This is a genomic window from Salinibacterium sp. ZJ450 (assembly GCF_011751885.2).
Taxonomy (GTDB): Bacteria; Actinomycetota; Actinomycetes; order Actinomycetales; family Microbacteriaceae; genus Ruicaihuangia.
This window is the reverse complement of the sequence record NZ_CP061771.1, coordinates 504,461-523,906: the sequence shown is the minus strand read 5'-3', so window position 1 is coordinate 523,906 and position 19,446 is coordinate 504,461. Positions and strand designations below refer to the sequence as shown.

At 68.9% G+C, this 19,446-nt stretch carries 17 protein-coding genes; 8 read left to right on the top strand and 9 right to left on the bottom strand.

Annotated elements, in window-relative coordinates:
- Positions 1-263: 263 nt before the first annotated feature.
- Positions 264-995 carry a hypothetical protein gene (locus tag HCT51_RS02555; RefSeq protein WP_166879177.1) on the bottom strand — a complete coding sequence of 244 codons (732 nt, stop codon included), beginning with the start codon at positions 993-995 and terminating at the stop codon, positions 264-266.
- A 71-nt stretch (positions 996-1,066) separates the two neighbouring features.
- On the opposite strand from HCT51_RS02555, the gene HCT51_RS02550 reads away from it, so the two are divergent.
- Positions 1,067-1,387, top strand: coding sequence for a hypothetical protein (locus HCT51_RS02550; RefSeq protein ID WP_166879180.1), 321 nt, complete (start codon positions 1,067-1,069; stop codon positions 1,385-1,387).
- Positions 1,388-1,585: 198 nt separating this feature from the next.
- Here HCT51_RS02550 and HCT51_RS02545 read toward each other — a convergent pair whose 3' ends face one another.
- A complete protein-coding gene (locus HCT51_RS02545; RefSeq protein WP_224760749.1) occupies positions 1,586-2,380 on the bottom strand; it encodes a neutral zinc metallopeptidase in 795 nt (264 codons plus the stop codon).
- 231 nt (positions 2,381-2,611) lie between these two features.
- Here HCT51_RS02545 and HCT51_RS02540 point away from each other — a divergent pair, with 231 nt between their 5' ends.
- On the top strand, positions 2,612-3,091 hold the full coding sequence (locus HCT51_RS02540; protein ID WP_166879187.1) for an Rv3235 family protein: 480 nt from the start codon (positions 2,612-2,614) through the stop codon (positions 3,089-3,091).
- A gap of 103 nt (positions 3,092-3,194) precedes the next feature.
- On the opposite strand, the gene secA is transcribed toward HCT51_RS02540, so the two are convergent.
- From secA to mtrA, 6 genes are all read right to left on the bottom strand, one after another.
- Positions 3,195-6,047 carry a preprotein translocase subunit SecA gene (gene secA / locus HCT51_RS02535; RefSeq protein WP_166879203.1) on the bottom strand — a complete coding sequence of 951 codons (2,853 nt, stop codon included), beginning with the start codon at positions 6,045-6,047 and terminating at the stop codon, positions 3,195-3,197.
- Positions 6,048-6,158: 111 nt separating this feature from the next.
- Positions 6,159-6,848, bottom strand: a complete 690-nt coding sequence (hpf, locus tag HCT51_RS02530) for a ribosome hibernation-promoting factor, HPF/YfiA family (protein WP_166879222.1) — start codon at positions 6,846-6,848, stop codon at positions 6,159-6,161.
- Between the two features lie 97 nt (positions 6,849-6,945).
- On the bottom strand, positions 6,946-7,653 hold the full coding sequence (locus tag HCT51_RS02525) for a ComF family protein (RefSeq protein ID WP_166879226.1): 708 nt from the start codon (positions 7,651-7,653) through the stop codon (positions 6,946-6,948).
- 88 nt (positions 7,654-7,741) lie between these two features.
- Positions 7,742-9,418 (bottom strand): LpqB family beta-propeller domain-containing protein, encoded by a 1,677-nt coding sequence (locus HCT51_RS02520; RefSeq protein ID WP_166879231.1) that lies wholly within the window; start codon positions 9,416-9,418, stop codon positions 7,742-7,744.
- Entirely contained in the window at positions 9,405-11,030 is a 1,626-nt protein-coding gene (gene mtrB / locus HCT51_RS02515) for an MtrAB system histidine kinase MtrB (protein ID WP_166879234.1), read from the bottom strand. Before mtrB ends, HCT51_RS02520 begins: the two co-directional genes overlap by 14 nt.
- A gap of 6 nt (positions 11,031-11,036) precedes the next feature.
- The gene (mtrA, locus tag HCT51_RS02510) at positions 11,037-11,717 is read right to left on the bottom strand and encodes an MtrAB system response regulator MtrA (RefSeq protein WP_166879239.1); all 681 of its coding nucleotides are present in this window, start codon (positions 11,715-11,717) and stop codon (positions 11,037-11,039) included.
- A gap of 111 nt (positions 11,718-11,828) precedes the next feature.
- On the opposite strand from mtrA, the gene HCT51_RS02505 reads away from it, so the two are divergent.
- From HCT51_RS02505 to HCT51_RS02485, 5 genes are read left to right on the top strand one after another with little or no spacing between them, the layout of a single operon-like run.
- Positions 11,829-13,160, top strand: coding sequence for a DUF7847 domain-containing protein (locus tag HCT51_RS02505; protein WP_166879243.1), 1,332 nt, complete (start codon positions 11,829-11,831; stop codon positions 13,158-13,160).
- A 26-nt stretch (positions 13,161-13,186) separates the two neighbouring features.
- Positions 13,187-13,849 carry a DUF4129 domain-containing protein gene (locus tag HCT51_RS02500; RefSeq protein WP_224760628.1) on the top strand — a complete coding sequence of 221 codons (663 nt, stop codon included), beginning with the start codon at positions 13,187-13,189 and terminating at the stop codon, positions 13,847-13,849.
- On the top strand, positions 13,846-15,039 hold the full coding sequence (locus HCT51_RS02495; RefSeq protein ID WP_166879251.1) for a DUF4350 domain-containing protein: 1,194 nt from the start codon (positions 13,846-13,848) through the stop codon (positions 15,037-15,039). Before HCT51_RS02500 ends, HCT51_RS02495 begins: the two co-directional genes overlap by 4 nt.
- A gap of 5 nt (positions 15,040-15,044) precedes the next feature.
- Positions 15,045-16,001, top strand: coding sequence for an AAA family ATPase (locus HCT51_RS02490; protein WP_166879254.1), 957 nt, complete (start codon positions 15,045-15,047; stop codon positions 15,999-16,001).
- A gap of 22 nt (positions 16,002-16,023) precedes the next feature.
- Positions 16,024-17,334 carry a DUF58 domain-containing protein gene (locus HCT51_RS02485; RefSeq protein WP_166879257.1) on the top strand — a complete coding sequence of 437 codons (1,311 nt, stop codon included), beginning with the start codon at positions 16,024-16,026 and terminating at the stop codon, positions 17,332-17,334.
- Between the two features lie 239 nt (positions 17,335-17,573).
- Here HCT51_RS02485 and HCT51_RS02480 read toward each other — a convergent pair whose 3' ends face one another.
- Positions 17,574-18,569, bottom strand: a complete 996-nt coding sequence (locus HCT51_RS02480; RefSeq protein WP_166879260.1) for a stage II sporulation protein M — start codon at positions 18,567-18,569, stop codon at positions 17,574-17,576.
- A gap of 16 nt (positions 18,570-18,585) precedes the next feature.
- Between HCT51_RS02480 and HCT51_RS02475 the strand changes: the two genes are divergently transcribed.
- Positions 18,586-19,440: an RDD family protein gene (locus tag HCT51_RS02475; RefSeq protein ID WP_224760627.1), complete on the top strand. Its 855-nt coding sequence runs from the start codon at positions 18,586-18,588 to the stop codon at positions 19,438-19,440.
- Positions 19,441-19,446 lie beyond the last annotated feature (6 nt).

Here is a 19,446-nt window from a genome sequence, read left to right as displayed (position 1 = left end):
CAACGGCCAGGCGGGTGGTTCCGATTTTGGTCTCCGCAACCTGTTCCTCTGGGCTCCTCTGGTCGTTCTGGTGGTGCTCGGGTTCGCAGTCCTGGTCGACGCCATCCCACGGTCGTCGCAGCCCAGTCGCGGGTGGAGTCTTCCGTTGGTAGCCGCCGGTGCGGCGCTTGCCATCTGTGTGGCGGTCTTCATGCCTTACGTCTCTTGAGCGCACACAGGAGTCAGACCGGACGCGAGCGGCCACCGGAGGGGAACTCACGAGATCAGACCGGTGGCGGGCATGCTTCGAGAACCGCCATCCCCTTGGCAGTGTCTGTCGGCAGGTTGCCCGTGTCGGGGAACCAGCCCTGGTTCGGCCAGTTCGCGATGAAGTCCGCGCGCGACGGCGGAGGCTGATTCTCGATCCCGTTGGCTTCGTAGCAGGGCACGAGGAACCGGGTCAGGTAGTCATAAATCCACGCGAGTTGCACGTCGGTCGGCGGACCCGTGGGCCGGGTCGAATGCTTGGCCTGACAGACATAGGCGCCCACGGCATGCTCCTCCACGTCGGTCGTCCACTCCATCCCGTTCACGGTGCCGTCGGCGTCAGTGCCTAGCCCGAACGGCACGCCCATCTCGGTGAAACAGGCGCTCACCACCTCGGTGTGCTGCTCCCACGTCACGAAACCGGCGAAGGTGACATCAGGGCGCACCGCGTTTGGGTGGGCGGCCACCACTCGTTCCCATGCTGAGTCGAGTTGCGCCAGACGCAGGGTTTCGGCTTGCTCCTCGGTGGGCTGATCCCGCACCGGGGCTGGACCGAGATCCGGCATCGGCACGGTGACGGCGAGCGGCGCAGGGGCGTCGACCGGATCGGCCGCTGGGGTGCGACCGGTGGCGCAGCCGGCAACGCCTACCGCCGCCAGGATGATGACGGCGATGGTGAGGCGGGCGCGCGGTGGGCATCGGGTTCCTCTCGAAGCGGCCCTGCGTTCTGCGGTCTGGCTGAGCGACACACTAGCCGGTGAGCGCCTTCAAGTGAAAGAACCTCTAGTCCGCAGGGTGAGGCGCTCGATAGTGTCGGGGCATGCAGACTTCGCGGCATCCGAGGTGGGTGCTCTTCGCGACGTCCCTGGTGCTGCTCGTCCTGCTGTTCTGGGCCGGATCGCGCTCCGCCGTCTGCGCCGCTGCGCTGGGCAGCTGCGCAACGGACAACAGGGTAGCCCTGGCGTCGGCTGGCGCGCTGGTCGTGGTGATCATGGCGGTCATCACCTGGCTGGTCAGCCTGCCGCTGCGACCGGACAAGAGGCGGCTCACGCTGTCGGCGGGAACCGTGCTCACCGCAGTCGTCGGCGTCGGATTCGCGGCGGCGTCGCTGTTCTCTGCCGGATTCGCACTCACGCTCTGACCGAGTATGTGGTCGAGGCCTGGCTCATCCCTCCGGGCATGACTCGTACCAGCCGGCCTCGCGCACATGTCGATGCCCTCCGGGGTGCCCCACCACGTTCGTTCCATCGTCTGCGGGGTCGTGCCGCCCTCATGGCGCTCCCCTCGTTTCAGCAACGAGCATATGGGCACCGAGCGCGGCACGGCCACGGGCGTGGCGTCAGTAGGTGGGCTGCAGGCAGTCGGCGACCCCGAACTGCGCACCACGGTTGAACTGGCCGAGGCGTTCGTCGGCGGAACCGTGATCTGTCGGGTTGGCCCACGGCCAGGGGTCGCCGAGGCTCGCGATCCCCACGGTCAACTCCTCGTTGTCCCCCTCTTCGAAGGCGAGTGTGCCGTCGTTTGCCATTCCCTGCAGCGCCGCGCCGGCGAGGCAGTCCGCTTGCAGCTCGATCCTGAGGTCTCGCTGCGCCGGCGCCACCCTGGCCTGGATGGCGTGCCCCCATTCATGCGCGACGATGAAGTAGATGAACGCGTCGCCCACGGTCAGCGCCCGATCCATCAGGTCGATGTCGAACGCGATGAAGTCCTCGGGAAGGCAGTACCAGGCGTTCTGGTCAGTGAGCACGAACGAGCCGCAATACACCGTTTCCGCGGGCGCGTCATACAGGCCAATGCCGAGCTCCTCGTTGCCGCTGTACAGGTTCGGTGGCACGTAGGTGCCGGGCACAAACTCCGAGAAGTGAGTGGCCCAGTACTGGCTCGTCACGTTCACCGCGGCGTTGTAGTCGGGGTACACCGACTCGTCGGAGTCGGCGGTCGGTGCATCGATGCTGGTCACGGCGACCGAATCGACGGGGTACGCCTCTGCGGCAAGTGCCGAACTCGGCGCATACCCGAAGGCTAGGACGCCGACCGCGGCAATCATCATTCCGGTCGCACTCCGTCGAAGCAGCATGAGGGGCCTCCCTGGCTCTTTCCGGCGACGATACGCCGAACACCGGCGGCGCTGCAGGGGTCAGCAATGTCTGCGGGCAGGCTGTGCGGGTTCCCGCACAGCCGGTGCGAGCGCGGCGACATCCGGCCCCCTGTCGGGGCCTATCCACAGGCTTCCCGTCCCGCCCGTTATCCACAGCTGGGATTCGGGGGCGTGGACAGGCGCCGAATGCACTGGTTAAGTCATGCACACCCCCGTTCGGGGGTAGCCATCGCCTCGTCGCAGCACCTCCTCACCCTGGGAGTCCGCATGAGCACCGCCCGACCCCGCCGCACGCTCTCCCCGACGGCCGATCCACCAGCCAGCGCCGAACCGATGCCGTCGAAGACGATCAGACCGCCATACGATGCGGATGTCGCGTTCGGGAAGCAGCCCTCGCTTGACGATCTGCTTCCCAATCCCGAACCGCTGGTCGCGAACCTCACCCGCTGTGTGATCGAGATCCTGGCGGGCGCCCGGGAGCTGGAACAGATCAGCCGCTGGGTCAGCGACGACGTCTATAAGCACCTGCTCAAACGGGTGCTGATCTCGGCACGCGGGCGCCAGGCGCGCGGGCAACCGGTGATGCGGCCGGCCTTCGCGGTGGGGTCATCGCTGATCACCCGACCGGCGCCGGGAGTGGTGGAGGCGGTGGTCGTGGTCAACGGTCGGGCGCGCACCCGGGCGGTCGCGATCCGACTGGAAGGGCTTGACCGGCGCTGGCGGGCGACCGCGATCCATGTGCTCTGACTGCGCCGCCGTGCTCTGACTGGGCCGCCGGCTCACTGAACAACCAAAACGGGTCCGGCCGCCGAGCTGATGCTCGACAAGCGGACCCGTGTGGGAACCCTGGTTAGCGGTTCTTCTTGTCTTGCGCCCGACGCTGGGCCCGGTTCACCGGGGCGTGCGAGTGATCGTGGTCGTGTTCCTCGGTCTGGGTCTGCCCGAACGCGCCACGCGCCGCGGGCTGCCCCTGCCGGGTCTGCGGTGCGGCGGCGGGCTGCTGCGGCTGACCTGCCGCGCGACGCAGCATGGCAGCGGCCTGCTGCGCACGCTGGGTCTCGGCACGCTCCAGCTGACCGCGCTGGTTGCGCACCTCCACCTCGCCGGCGTTGTCGGCGCTCGGTGCCGAGAAGCTGAGCCGCTCGGGCGGAGCCTCGGTGCCGCCGAGGCCCTTGGCGGCGACCTGCGCCTTGCCTGCGCCTCCGGTGACTTCGACCTCCAGGTTGAACAGGAAGCCCACCGACTCTTCGCGAATCTGGCCCATCATGTTCTGGAACATGGCGAAGCCCTCACGCTGGTATTCCACCAGCGGGTCGCGCTGCGCCATCGCGCGCAGGCCGATGCCGTCCTTCAGGTAGTCCATCTCATAGAGGTGGTCGCGCCAGCGGCGGTCGATCACGCTGAGCACGACGCGGCGCTCGAGTTCGCGCATCGCCGAAGCACCGAGCGACTCCTCGCGACGCAGGTAGGCCAGCTTGGCGTCGGAGATGATCTCCTGCTTGAGGAACTGCGGGGTGACCTTGCCCTGCGCTCCCGCCTCGGTGAGTACCTCGTCGATGGTGATCGAAATCGGGTACAGCTGCTTCAGCTCGGTCCACAGCGCGTCGAGGTCCCAGTCGTCGCTGTGGCCCTCCGCGGTGTTCACGTCGATCAGCTCGCCGAGCACACTCTCCAGGAACTGCTGCGCCCGCTCGTGCAGGTCGTCGCCCTCGAGGATGTGGCGGCGGTCGCTGTAGATCGCCTCACGCTGTCGGTTCAACACGTCGTCGTACTTCAGCACGTTCTTGCGGATCTCCGCGTTGCGCGACTCCACCTGCGACTGAGCGCTGCGGATGGCGCGGCTGACAACCTTGGACTCGATTGCCATGTCGTCTGGCACGTTGTTGCGGCCCATCAGCGCCTCGGCGGCGCCGGAGTTGAACAGCCGCATCAGGTCGTCCTGCAGCGACAGGTAGAACCGGCTCTCGCCGGGGTCACCCTGACGGCCGGAGCGCCCGCGCAGCTGGTTGTCGATGCGGCGCGACTCGTGGCGCTCGGTGCCGAGCACGTACAGTCCGCCGGCGTCGATGACCTTCGCGGCCTCGGTCGCGACATCCGCCTTGACCGCGTCGAACACGGCGTCCCACTCGGCTTCGTACTCTTCCGGGGTGTCGTTCGGGTTCAGGCCCTTGGCGTTCATCTGCGCGACGGCGAGGAACTCGGCGTTGCCGCCGAGCATCACGTCGGTGCCACGGCCGGCCATGTTGGTGGCGACGGTGACGGCGCCGAGTCGGCCGGCCTGGGCGACGATCGCCGCTTCACGGGCGTGGTTCTTGGCGTTCAGCACCTCGTGCTTGACCCCGCGCTTGGCGAGCATCCGCGACAGGTACTCGCTCTTCTCCACGCTCGTGGTGCCCACCAGCACCGGCTGCCCGGCGCCGTGTCGTTCGACGATGTCCTCGACCACCTGGCCGAACTTGGCCTCCTCGTTCTTGTAGACGAGGTCGGGCTGGTCCTTGCGGGCCATCGGCCGGTTGGTGGGGATGGCGACCACACCGAGCTTGTAGGTGGACATGAACTCGGCGGCCTCGGTCTCGGCGGTACCGGTCATGCCAGAGAGCTTCTGGTACAGACGGAAGTAGTTCTGCAGCGTCACCGTGGCGAGCGTCTGGTTCTCGGCCTTGACCGCCACGCCCTCCTTGGCCTCGATCGCCTGGTGGATGCCCTCGTTGTAGCGGCGGCCCATCAGGATGCGGCCGGTGTGCTCGTCGACGATCAGCACCTCGCCGTTCATCACGACGTAGTCCTTGTCCTTCTTGAACAGGGCCTTCGCCTTGATCGAGTTGTTCAGGAACGAGATCAGCGGGGTGTTGGCGGATTCGTACAGGTTGTCGATGCCGAGGTAGTCCTCGACCTTCTCGATGCCGGGTTCGAGCACACCGACGGTGCGCTTCTTCTCGTCGACCTCGTAGTCGCTGCCCTGGGTGAGCCGGTTGGCGAGGTTGGCGAACTCGGTGAACCAGCGGTTGGCTTCACCGGATGCCGGACCCGAGATGATCAGCGGGGTACGAGCCTCGTCGATGAGGATCGAGTCGACCTCGTCGACGACGGCGTAGAAGTGGCCGCGCTGCACCATGTCGGTGGCCTGCCACGCCATGTTGTCGCGCAGGTAGTCGAAGCCGAACTCGTTGTTGGTGCCGTAGGTGATGTCGCAGGCGTACTGCTGGCGGCGGATCTCCGGGGTCTGACCGGCCACGATGCATCCGGTGGTCATTCCCAGTGCACGGAACACCCGGCCCATCAGCTCGGACTGGTAGCTGGCCAGGTAGTCGTTGACCGTGATCACATGCACCCCGCGCGACGCGATTGCGTTCAGGTATGCGGCGGTGGTGGCGACCAGGGTCTTGCCCTCACCGGTCTTCATCTCGGCGATGTTGCCGAGGTGCAGGGCGGCGCCGCCCATCAGCTGCACGTCGAAGTGCCGCAGTCCGAGCGTGCGCTTCGACGCCTCGCGCACCGCGGCGAACGCCTCGGGCAGCAGGTCGTCGAGAGACTCACCGTTCGAGTAGCGTTCACGCAACTCGACCGTTTCGTTTCTCAACTCTTCATCGGTCAACCCGGTGAAGTCGTCTTCGAGCTGGTTGATCGCCTCGGCGTAAGCCTTCAGGCGCCGAAGGGTGCGGCCCTCACCGACGCGGAGGACCCTCTCTAGAACGTTTGCCACCGACTACTCCAATAGTTGTCTTGAGGCGGGTTTCACGCCTCACACCGATACGACGTGCCGACCTGCGCCGGCACGTCGTTATCGGCCCGTAATGGTAGCAAGCCTATCTATCTACCGCCTGTACGCGTGGCTCCCGCCCACAGCCTGCACACTGGTCTCTTCATCGGCCAGACTGATCACTCCGTACGCCCACCCCTTGCGGCGGTATACGACGCTCGGCCGGTCGGTCGCACTGTCCACGAACAGGAAGAAATCGTGGCCGACCAGTTCCATGTGATCCACGGCATCGTCGCAGGTCATGCGGGCGGCCGGGAAGACCTTCTCCCGGATCACCACGGGCGAGTAGTCCTCCTCTTCGACCGGTTCCTCGGTGTTCTGGATCGGTATGGAGCCGGTGGCCACCTTGTCGATCAGATCCGGGTCGGCCGGGGTGATGTCGGTTGTGCTGAAGCCGCCCGCGGATGCCTCGCTCAGCGAGGTCGGGCGGTGCTGCCCCCGGTGCACCTTGCGTCTGTCTTTGGCCTGTCTTACCCGTTCGAGCAGCTTGTCGAGCGCCAGATCGAAGGCAACGTACTTGTCCGAACCGCCAGATTCCGCCCGCACGAGCGGCCCGGGTCCGATCAGCATGAGTTCGACACGGTCCTCGGGGTTCGACCCGCGCGGCTCGTTGTGCCGGGATACCTTGATCTCGAATGCAATGGCCCGATCGGCCAGGTGTGACACTTTCGCGGCCTTTTCAGTCGCATAGTCACGGAACCGATCGGTAATTCCCAGATTGCGTCCGGTGATACTGATGTCCATGGCGGCCTCCTTGCTCTCGGCGCTGTGCCGCCCGAAGCTCAGGCGGTCGTCCCTTCTCGCGCCTTTCGCTTCACCGTAGTCGCGTTGTGCACCAAAGTCACCGACGAGAGTGTGTGAGTTCGCTGGGCGAGCTGAACCGCGGCGTGTACGCGACGGCGGCGGCGCCGACCACGATCCCGCCGGCGGCGCGCACCGCCCGCGCCGCCTCGATCAGGGTCGCGCCGCTGGTGAGCACGTCGTCGACGAGCAGCACCCGGTGCCCTTCCAGCGAACCCGTGGCGCGCATCGAGTGCTGGCGGTTGGCCTGCCTCTCGGCGACGGTCAGCGTTTTCTGCCGCGCAGTGCGGTGCGCCGGCAGGAGCAGGGGACTCGCCCGGTACCCGGCTCGGCGCAGCAGCACCGCCACCGGGTCGTAGCCGCGGCGACGCCAGGCGGCCCGCGACGGCGGCACCGCGGCAAGCACCACGCCCGGCATGGTCGGAGCGGAGGCGGCGGCGCGGGCGTCGGTGTCGGCGCGGGCGATCGCGGCGGCGAGCGCCGCCGACAGCGCGGCAGCCAGCGGACCCGCGGCATCCGTTCTGTGCTGCTCCTTGAATGACAGGATGACGCGGCGCACCACTCCCTCGTAGCGCAGCGCCGTGAACGCGGGGGTGCCATCCGGCAGGGTTCGCGCGGTGACCTGCGGGGCGAGGGCGGCGGTACAGGTCTCGCATAGGCCCCGGTCCTCGGCGCCGCAGCCGGCGCAGCCCACCGGCAGCAGCAGCGCGAGCGCGTCGAGCACGGCGCGGCGAATCAGGAGCGGCATCCCCCACGGTAGGCCGCGTCACCGGCGACCGTGCCCGCACGACCTCGCGGCTGTGCGGCGCCCGCGGCTGGGGAGGAGCAGTGCCCTGTTAGCGCCGGGTGCCGAGGAATTCCGCGTTGATCGTGGTGCTCTGCCAGCCCGTGCCGCGGGGCTGGAACACCAGCCCGTCGCTGCCGAGCACGCGCAGCCCGTCCTGGCCGTTGCCGCCTACCAGCTGGCTGCCGAACGGCAGCTGCCCGAGCGAAGTAGCGAGCCCGCCGATGGCGTGCAGCGTGACGGCATAGTCGGAGTCCGCGGCATCCAGGGTGGCCACCCTGGTGGAATCCGCCCAGGTGGCATCGACCGCGTCCGCGGCCAGCGGCAGCTCCCACGGCGGGCCGAGCGCCGTCGGCACCCCACCCTCCCGCACGATCGCGGCAACGAACAGCCGCGTGATGTCGTCGGTCTCCAGCAGAATGGCGAGCCGGGTGCCGTCGCGGGACACCTCGATGGCGTGCACGCTGGCGTCCGCCGGCAGCTGGGAGGCGATCGGATGCTGCGTGCCTGCCAGGTCGATGGTGATCAGCGAGGCCGCCGACCCGGTCTGCGCCGACCAGATCATCTCCTGGCCGTCGATCGCCGGGTCGGTGAGTCCCGGACGGGCGTCGACCAGCACCGGCAGCCCGGTCGCCGTGGCGGCGTACACCCCGGCCGGGGTGCCGATCGCGGCGTAGCGTTCCGAGTGGTCGAGCGTCACCGAGGTGGCGCCGAGGCTGGCGGCGGCCGCGCTGATCCCCTCGATCGGCACGATCTCGCCACGCTCGTAGAACCCGAACTCGCCGTCGCGGCTGAGCAGGGTGCGGCTGTCCACGTCCGGTTCGGCGGCCGGCCCTGGTGGCACGATCTCGGGCACCACCACGTCGACCTGGTTGATGGAGAGGCTGAGAGAGGTGACAGAGGTCACCTCTCTCAGGCTGTGCTGCAACTGCAGCTGCATCCGTTGCAGGCGCTCGTCGTCCGCCTCGCCCGCTTCGGCACTGAGATCGACAATCACCCGGTTCGCCTCGATGCGCACCCCGTCTGGGCCGATGCTGGTGCCGTTCGGGAACTCGGTGACCACACCGGGCGCCAGCCACTCTGTCGGTCCGGCGAGCAGGGCCACCACGATCCGCCTCGCCAGCGACGGCGTCGGGAACCAGCGCAGGTCGGGCACGAGATAGGAGAAGGTGGGGTCGAAGTAATACACCGAATACGGCTTGAAGATCTGCTCGAACGCGGATCCGGTGAGCACCACCCCGTCCGGTGCCGCGCTGATCCGCCACTGCCCGTCTACCTGCGCGAACGAGAACTGCATCACCTGCGGGCCCATCGTTTCCGACTGGGCGTAGCGGCCGTGCGCGTCGACGGTGGCCGCGGGCAGCACGCTGTATTCCAGGGTGGTGGGGCTGGTCTGCGAGTAGTTTTCGCTGCCGGCCCGGCTGACCGTGACGCCGGCGTTGGGTTTCCAGGTCTCGGCGATCTCGCCGGTGAGGAACTCGCGCGCCACCTCGTAGTCGCCCTGCGGTCCGGTGCCGGCGCGGATGAAGCCCTGCAGGATCGCCTGCGGGTCGGCGTCTTTCTCCGGCCCCTGCGGCAGCAGCACCGAGGCCGGCGCGTCTTCGTCATTCACCCGATCGCCGGCGATGACCGGGCCGGTCATGGGCACGCCGACGCAGCCGGCCAGTGCCACCAAGAGGATTGACACCAGGCCCGCTCGCAAGGCGGTCAGACGGCTACGACGGTTCATCGGTTCCATCCTCCCCCTCTGCCGCCTCATGCGTGGGCGGCAGGTCGAGCGGCGACGACGTGAGCTGGTGACGCGGATGCCGCGGAAGGGTCAGCCGGAAGCAGGAGCCGGCTCCCGGCTCGGACCAGACATCGAGCCAGCCGGAGTGCAGCGTGGTGTCCTCCAGCGAGATCGCCAGTCCCAGCCCCGATCCGCCGGTGCTGCGCTGCCGGGACGGGTCTGCCCGCCAGAACCGGTCGAAGACCCTGTCCTTCTCGACATCCGACATCCCGATGCCGTAGTCGCGCACCGCGATGGCGACCGCGTTCTCGTCGCTGTCCACGTACACGTCGATCGGCTCGCCCTCACCGTGGTCGATGGCGTTGCCGAGCAGATTCTGCAGGATTCGACGGATGCGGCGGGCGTCGACATCCGCTTCGAAGTAGCCGCCCGGGGCGACCAGCCGCAGCTCGGTGCCCTTCGCGGTGGCCAGCGGAGTGACCGACTCCATGGCGTCTTCCACCAGCCGCACCAGGTTGGTCGGCTCGGTCTCCAGCTGGGCGACTCCCGCGTCGAAGCGGCTCATCTCAAGCAGGTCGGCGAGCAGCAACTCGAACCGCTGCACCTGGGTGTGCAGCAGTTCGGCGGTGCGGGCGGTGGTCGGGTCGAAGTCATCCCGCTGGTTGTACAGCACGTCCCCGGCCAGGCGGATGGTGGTCAGCGGGGTGCGGAGCTCATGCGAGACATCCGACACGAAGCGTTGCTGCAACCGGGACAGCGTGGCCAACTGGGTGATCTGCGACTGCATGCTGTCGGCCATCGCGTTGAACGACCGGGCGAGGGTGGCGATGTCGTCCTCCCCCTTCTCCGGGATGCGCTGCTCCAGCTGGCCGCTCGCCAGCTTGCGGCTGGTCTCTGCCGCGATCCGGATCGGGCTGACCACGAACCGGGCGACCACGAACGCGATGCCGCCGATCATCGCCACCAGGGCGAACCCGCCGATGCCGAGGGTCTGCTGCGCGAAGGTGAGTGTCTCCTGCGTCTCCTGCAGGTTGTAGACCAGATACAGCTGATACTGACCGGCGGTGGGCACCTCGATCGGGGTGCCCACGACGAGGCCGGGCTGCTCCCCCTCCTCGGTGACGAGCGCCACCGACTGGTAGAACAACCGGTCATCGGCGGCCGCGACGGCCTCGCGGATGTCGGAGGAGATCACCCGGTCGAGCACCAGGTCGGTGCTGGCGATGCCCTGCATGTTGTTCAGGGTCGGCTCCTGGCCGATCGTGCGCACCAGGGCGAACCGGGTGCCGCTGGCGCTGGAGGTGGTGCGGGTAATCGCGGTCTGCGCGCCATTGCGCAGACTGTCGAGGTCGCTCGCGGTGATCTGTTCGGACGCCGTGGAGCCGTCGAAGATCTGCTGCACCTGCAGCGCCGCCCGCCCCGCCTCGACCAGCGCCTGGTCGCGCCGGGAGTCGAACAGGTTGGCCCGGATACTCAGCGACATGTACAGCACGATGACGCTGACGGCCAGGCCAGACAACAGCACGGTGATGATCACGGTGCGGGCCTGCAGGGATCGGCGCCACAACCGGGTCAGGCCGGCCAGCCGACCGGTCCCGTTGAAGCGTGTCATCGTTCCCTAAGCAGTTGCGCCGGCGCGGTATCCGACCCCGCGCACGGTCATGACGATGCGCGGGTTGTCGGGGTCTTCCTCGACCTTGGCGCGCAGCCGTTGCACGTGCACGTTCACCAGGCGCGTGTCGGCCTTGTAGTGGTAACCCCACACCTGTTCCAGCAGCATCTCGCGGGTGAACACCTGCTGCGGTTTCAGGGTGAGGGCGAGCAGCAGCTCGAACTCGAGTGGGGTCAGGTTGATCTTGCTCTCGCCGCGGCGCACCTCGTGCCCGGCGACATCCAGAGTCAGATCTCCGACGTGCAGCACGTCGGCGGTGGTCTCCGTCGAGGGGCGCAGTCGGGTGCGGATGCGCGCAACCAATTCTCTGGGGTTGAAGGGCTTCACGACATAGTCGTCGGCGCCGCTCTCCAGCCCCTTCACGACATCCGCGGTGTCGCTCTTCGCGGTCAGCATGATGATCGGCACGCCGCTTTCGGCGCGGATTTGGCGGCACACCTCGATGCCGTCGACGCCGGGAAGCATCAGGTCGAGCAGCACCAGGTCGGGGGTGGACTCGTGGAATGCCGCGAGCGCCGCACTGCCATCTGCGGCGAAGTGCGGGTCGAACCCTTCCGTGCGCAGCACGATGCCGATCATCTCGGCCAGGGCGGTGTCGTCGTCGACGACCAGGATTCGCGCGGACATACTCCTCATCTCGGGTAGTTGAGTCTTTGGCTAAAGAGTATCGGAGTGTGAAAGCATGGATGGGATCGCCCACTGGGCGAAATCACTTGCGGTGAGAATGGGGAATCATCGGTGTCCGACGACCAGACGTGGCAACCACCCGCCGGCAACGCTGTGCCGCCGCCGCCGGCGGCTCCCCAGTTCGTGCCACCGCAGTACGGGCAGCCGGCTCAGGCGCCCTCGCCGTATGGGCAGCCCGCCCCGGCACCTTCGCCCTACGGGCAACCGGCTCCCCTGCCCTACGGGCAACCGGCTCCCCGGCCGTACGGGCAGTACGCCGCCCCGGCTGGCGCCCCGTTCGGTGCGCCGGCGCTGACCGGCGCTCCCGGGTGGACGCCTCCGCCGAAGCCCGGCCTGATCCCGCTGCGGCCGCTCAGCCTCGGCACCATCCTCGGTGCCTCGTTCCAGGTGCTGCGCCGTAACCCGAAGCCCACGTTCGGCATGTCCCTGCTGATGCAGGGCATCGTGATGGCCGTCACGCTGGTGGTACTCAGCGTGGTCACGGCGATCGCCATCTCTCGTGCGGACATGGCCACCGGTCAGGATGTCGACACCGTCACCGCCGGCGCCACCGCAGCCATCCTGCTGTCGGCGATCATCCCCTTCGTGCTGTCGCTGATCGCGGCCGGGATGATGCAGGGCATCATCGTGCTCGAAGTCGGTCGGGCCACGCTCGGTGAGAAGCTGCGCTTCCGCGGACTCTGGCGGCTGGCCAAGGGTCGCATCGGCGCACTGGTCGGCTGGATCCTGTTGCTGACGTTGGTGGTGGTCATCGCGATGGCAATCGTGGCGCTGCTCGTTTTCTTTGTTGGACAGCTCGGCGACGCCGGCTTCGCGGGCGCTGTCGCGATCAGCCTCATCGGGACGCTCGGCCTCGTTGTCCTGGGCGCGTGGCTCAGCACCAAGCTCGCCATGGTGCCGAGCGCGCTGATGATCGAACGCCTGTCGCTGCGCGATGCCATGGCCCGCTCCTGGTCGCTGACGAACGGCTACTTCTGGCGCACGCTCGGCATCCTGCTGCTGGTGAACGTCATCCTCAGCGTGGCGGGCCAGATCGTGTCCGCGCCGCTCTCCATCGTGTTCAGCCTCGCGATCCCGCTGCTGACGATCGGCGGAGACCCCACGACCGCGATCATCGCGGCGGTTGTCACCTACGTGCTCCTCATCGCGGTCACTCTGGTGATCACCGCGATCACCCTGGTGGTCTCGGCCGCGACCACAGGCCTGCTCTATCTCGACCTCCGCATTCGCAAGGAAGGCCTCGACCTGGAGCTCACCCGGTTTGTCGAGGCCCGTCAGGCCGGGGACGACCGCGTGCCCGATCCGCTGTTGCCAGCGTCGCGACCGGATGTCGGGAGCCAGGCGGCCCGGTCGGCGGCCGCCGCGCAGTCGCCTTGGGCATGAGGCTGCCGGCACTGTTGCAGCCAGGCTTGCCGCTCCCGCTCGACGTGCCTCTGGATCCCGACGCTGACGAGGCGCGCGACTGGATCCTGCGCGAACTCACCGACCCCGCGTACCAGGCAGCCCGCCCCAACTGGTTCGACATGCTGGCGCAGTCGATCTGGGAGTGGTTCAGCTCGTTGCAGTTCGACGGCGGCGACGGACCCCCGTTCCTGGCGTTCGCCGTGTTCGGTGCCATCGTGCTGGTGGCACTGGTCGTCGCCTTCCTGATCTTCGGACTGCCCCGCCTGAACCGCCGCAGCCGCGCCGCCGGCTTGCTGTTCGGCGACGACGACGCGCGCACCGCGGCGGAGCAGCGCAGCGCAGCGCAGTCCGCCGCGGCCCGGTCGGAATGGAACCTCGCGATCGCGGAGATGTTCCGCGCCATCGCCCGCGGCCTGGCCGAACGCACGATCGTGACCACCAGCCCCGGCACCACCGCGCATGACTTCGCCCGCCGCGCCGGCGGCACCTTCCGAGAACACGCTGCCGGCCTGGAGGCGGCGGCCACCGCGTTCGACGGGGTGCGCTACCTCGGCAAAACCGGCACCGCCGAGCAGTACCAGCAGGTCGCGGCGCTGGAGCAGGCCCTGCGCGCGACCCGTCCCGCACTGCCGACGCCGCCGGGGGCACCGACCGGAGCACTTTCGTGACCGTCACCACCCCCACCGTGCGCGCCGCGGGTCGGAAGTCGCTGTTCTGGGTGCTCGCCGCCCTGTTCGCCGTGCTGGTCGGGGTCATCGTCTTCGCGCTCGTCGGCTCCAGCGCCGGCGGCGACCCGCTGTCGCCGACGAACGCGGCACCGGAGGGCTCCCGCGCTCTCGCCGAGGTGATGCGCGATCAGGGCGTGGAAGTCGTCCCGACGGTGTCGCTCGACCAGACGCGCAAGGAAGCGACATCCGCCGGTCTGGAAGACACCACGATCGTGCTCTTCGACCCGTCCGGTTTTCTCACCGAAGACCAGCTTCGCCAGACGACGGACCTCGCCACCCACCTGATCGTGATCGACCCCGACTTCGGTCAGCTGAACGCGCTCGCCCCCGCGGTGGAAGCGGCCGGCAACGTGTCCGGGGTGCTCGACGCCGACTGCGGCGTGCGGGCCGTCGATAACGCGTCATCCGTCACCGGTGATGGCTCCGGCTATCGCCTCACCGACCCGTCCGCCGACGCGGTGGCCTGCCTCGGCAGCGGAGACGACGTGTACTCGCTCATCCAGCTGCCCGCGGATGCCGCGGCGGAGGCATCCGTCACGGTGCTCGGCACGACCACGGCGCTCCGCAACGAAACGGTGGCGTTGGAGGGCAACGCCGCCCTCGCGCTGACGCTGTTCGGCGGCACGGACACCCTGATCTGGTACCTGCCCTCGATCGCCGACGTCGAGAATGCCGCCCTCACCCCCGAAGAGCTGATGCCGCCGTGGACGGTGGGCATTCCGTTCGCGCTGCTCGCGGTCGGGCTGGCCGCGGCCCTCTGGCGCGGGCGACGGTTCGGGCCGCTGGTGGTCGAGAACCTGCCGGTCACCGTGCGCGCCAGCGAGACCACGGAGGGTCGGGCGCGGCTGTACGAGAAGAACTCGGCGCGGCTGCGCGCGCTCGACTCGCTGCGCCTCGGCGCCTTGCAACGGCTCGCCGCCCACGTCGGCCTGTCCCGCAGCGCGACGGTCGACGAGATCCTGGCCGCCACCGCCGCGGCCACCGGCTGGCCGCTTCCCACGGTGCGGGCGATCCTGCTCGACGCGCAGCCGGGTAGCGACGCCGACCTGATGACACTGTCCGACGACCTGACCCGACTCGAAACGACGGCGGCTCGCGCCAGCCGACCGACCTCAGAACAGAAAGAATGACACCGATGACAGATCATGAACTGCGGGATGCCTTCGGCCGGGTGCGTACAGAGGTCGGCAAGGCGGTCGTCGGTCAGGACGGTGCCGTCACCGGGCTGATCATCGCGCTGCTCGCGGGCGGGCACGTGCTGCTGGAGGGGGTGCCCGGCGTCGCCAAGACGCTGCTGGTGCGCACGCTCAGCCACGCGCTGCACCTCGACACCAAGCGTGTGCAGTTCACGCCGGACCTGATGCCCGGCGACATCACCGGTTCGCTGGTCTACGACGCGCGGGCCGGCGACTTCGAGTTCCGGCAGGGGCCGGTGTTCACCAACATCCTGCTCGCCGACGAGATCAACCGCACTCCTCCGAAGACCCAGTCGGCCCTGCTCGAGGCGATGGAGGAACGTCAGGTCTCAGTTGACGGCATCACCCGGCCGCTGCCGTCCCCGTTCCTGGTCGCCGCCACCCAGAACCCGATCGAGTACGAGGGCACGTACACGCTGCCCGAGGCGCAGCTCGACCGGTTCCTGATGAAACTGGTGCTCGACCTGCCGGCCCGGGATGCCGAGGTGGAGGTGCTGACCAGGCACGCCGCCGGCTTCAACCCGCGCGACCTCGCCGCGGCCGGCGTCACCCCGGTGCTCGATGCCGCGCAGCTGAGCGCAGGCCAGGCCGCGGTCGGCAGGGTCGGCGCATCCGCCGACGTGCTCGCTTATGCGGTGGATCTGGCCCGCGCCACCCGTCAGTCGCCGTCGGTGAAGCTGGGCGTGTCGCCGCGTGGCACGACGGCGCTGCTCGCCGCCTCTAAGGCGTGGGCGTGGCTGCAGGGCTTCGACGCGATCACCCCTGACCACATCCAGGCGATGGTGCTGCCGGTGCTGCGGCACCGCATCCAGCTGCGGCCCGAAGCCGAACTGGAGGGCGTGTCCGCTGACGCCATCCTGCGCTCGATCATGCAGCAGGTGCAGGTGCCGATCTGATGCTGCGGATGGGACTCGACTCATGGCGCTGAGCGGATGGCTGGTGCTGCTCGTGGCGGCAGGCATCGTGCCGCTGGTGGCGCTGGACGATCCCGTCGTGGTGCTGTGGTGGCTCGGCCTGGTCGTGGTGCTCATCGTGGTGGACCTGCTGCTGGCCGGCAGCCCGCGCGCGCTGCAGCTGCACCGCGACCTGCCCGGCCGGGTGCGCCTCGGCGAGACGGTGACCTCGACGCTGTACCTCACCAACACCGGATCGCGCCCGGTGCGTGGGATAACGCGCGACGCCTGGCAGCCGTCGGCGGGCGCCAGCCCGGCACGGGCCCGGGTGTCGATCCCCGCCGGGGAACGCCGCACCATCACGACATCCCTCACCCCGTTCCGTCGCGGCGAGCGCCGGGCCGCACACGTGACGGTGCGCTCGTTCGGCCCGTTGCGGCTGGCCGCCCGGCAGGCGACCATCGCGCTGCCCGGGACGATCCGGGTGCTCCCGCCGTTCAATTCACGCCGCCACCTGCCCTCGCGGCTGGCCCGGCTGCGTGAGCTCGACGGCCGCACCTCGGTGATGATCCGCGGTCAGGGCACCGAGTTCGACAGTCTGCGCGAGTACGTGCGCGGCGACGATGTGCGCTCCATCGACTGGCGGGCGACCGCCCGTCGCATCGAGCCGGGCGGCGGGGCGAAGCTCGTCGTGCGCACCTGGCGCCCGGAACGTGACCGTCGGGTCGTGGTCATCATCGACAGCGGACGCACGTCCGCCGCCCGCATCGCCAACGAGCCGCGGCTCGACACGGCGTTCGAGTCGTCACTGCTGCTCGCCGCGCTGGCGACGCATGCCGGCGACCGGGTCGACCTGGCCGTGTACGACCGCAGGGTGCGCGGCCGGGTGCAGGGCGCCACCGGCCCCGAGCTGCTGTCCCGCATGGTGAACACGATGGCGCCGATCGAGCCGGAACTGATCGAGCTGGACTGGTCGGCGGTTCCGGGACTGGTGCGCTCGATCACCTCGCAGCGCGCCCTCGTGGTGATCATGACCTCGATCGACGCGGCCGGGGCATCCCGCGGCCTGCTCTCGGTGCTGCCGCAACTGACCCGCAAGCACCTGGTCGTGGTGTCGTCGGTGACGGATCCGTCGGTGCTGGATGCCACCCGCTCCCGTGACGACAAACGGCAGGTGTATCAGGCCGCCGCCGCGGAGCGGGCGCTGCTCGACAGTGCGCGGGTATCCGCGGCGATCCGTCAGCTCGGCGGCGAGGTGGTCACCGGCGCGCCAGCCGACCTGCCGCCGCTGCTCGCCGACAAGTACCTCACGTTGAAGCAGGCCGGGCGGCTGTAAGCGCCCGCGCCGGACCTCGCCGGACCGCGCGGGGTTTCTCACACCATGCGGCGCTATGTAGCCCCGCATGGTGTGAGAACCCCCGCATCGTTCAGCGCACCCGGGGCGGGCACCCGCAGTCCGCGACATCCGCAGCCCACGACATCCCGCACTCCGCGACATTCGGCGTCCGCCACACCCGCGGTCCGCGACATCCGGCGCCCGCGAAATCCACCGCGGACGACACCCGACGCCGCCGCCTATCCGGCGATCAGCCGCTTCGCGCCCGCCTCGAACTCGTCGAGGTCGCCGGTCTCGCCCGCCCGGAACGCGCGGCGGCCGCGCATCCACTGGTACCAGAGGAACGCGCCGAGCGCGATCGTGCCGATGCCGATCTTGACCGGCCACGGCCAGTCCTGCCGGGTGACGTACCCCTCGATGAGTCCAGACAACAGCAGCGCCAGGATCAGTCCGATCACCACGGCGAACAGGGCACGGCCGTCCTCGGCGAGCGCCTGGCCGCGGGTGCGGGCGCCGGGCGCCACCCAGGCCCAGAAGATCATCAGGCCTGCCGCGCCGGCGACGAAGATGGCGTACAGCTCCAACTGCCCGTGCGGGGTGATGTACAGGAAGAAGTGGTCCAGGCGGTCGAACTCGTTCATGATCGCCGCCGACTGGCCGAGGCCCACCGCGTTCTGGAACATCACATACGGCACCCAGACCCCGGTGATGCCGAACGCGATGCACTGGGCGGCGATCCAGGCGTTGTTGGTCCAGACCTGGCCGGCGAAGGATGCCTCGGGATTCGCCGAGTAATACCCGACGAAGTCCTGCTCGGCGTACCCGCGCAACGTCTCGTACGAGCCAAGGCTGGCGAGCACCTCGGGGTTCAGCGTGATCCACACCGCATACAGCGCGGCGATGATCGCCACCGCCGCCCCCACCGCGAGCGTCAGCCAGCGGATGCGGAACAGCGCGGCCGGCAGCTGGGCGCCGAAGAACACGGTCAGCTGGCGCAGCACGTTGGTGCTCGTTCCGGTGAACCGCAACCGCGCCCTGGACAGTCCGAGGCTGAGCGCGTCACCCTGCAGCGACTGGCCGGCGGTGGTCTTGATCGCGGACAGCTGGCTGGCGCCGGACTGGTATCGCTCGATCAGCTCGTCGGCCTCGGCGCCGCTGTAGCGCCGCTTCTGGCCGAGCTGGGCAAGCCGCTGCCACTCATCGCGATGCGCGGCGGAGTATGCGTCAAGATCCATCTGCTTAAATACTGTCATGTCTCGACCCGCAATGCCGGATGCCGAACTCCACGATGAGCGCACCGACGAGTTGATGACGGGTGAGGCGGTCAGCCTCGATCTGCGCCCGGCCAGTTTCGTGCTGCGCGCCGCCGGAACCATCATCGACTTCCTGCTCTACCTGGGTTCCTACTTCCTGTTCATGCTGGCGCTGTTCCAGCTGGTGAGCTTCTTCGCGATCGACGAGGCGATGGTGGCCGCGGTCAGCATCGCCGGGCTGGTCGTCTGCCTGGTCGTGGCACCCACCGCGGTGGAACTGGCCTCCCACGGCCGCTCACTCGGCAAGCTCGCCATCGGCGCCCGGATCGTGCGCGACGACGGCGGCGCGATCGGCTTCCGGCACGCGTTCATCCGCGCCATGACCGGCCTGCTCGAGATCTACTTCACCCTCGGCGGGTTCGCCGCCATCGTCGGCCTGATCGCGCCCAAGTCGAAACGGCTCGGCGACCTGATCGCCGGCACATACAGCCAGAACGAACGGCTGTCCCGGATGTCGCCGCCCGTCTACGGCGTGCCGGCCGAGTTGACCCAGTGGGCATTGACAGCGGATGTCGCGCGAATGCCCGACGCCCTCGCCCGCCGCATCTCGGCGTTCCTTGCCGAGGCGTCGCGGTTCACCCCGGCCACGCGCACGCGATTGAGCGGGCAGCTGGCGGCCGAGGCATCCGCCTATGTGTCGCCGCTGCCTGTCGTCGACCCGGAACTGTTCCTCGCCGCGGTCGCCGCGGTGCGCCGCGACCGCGAACTGCAGGCGCTCACGCTGGAGCGGCAGACCCTCGACCGGCTGGCGCCGACGCTCGGCGGGCTGCCGCACGGGTTCCCGAACCGGTAGCAGTCG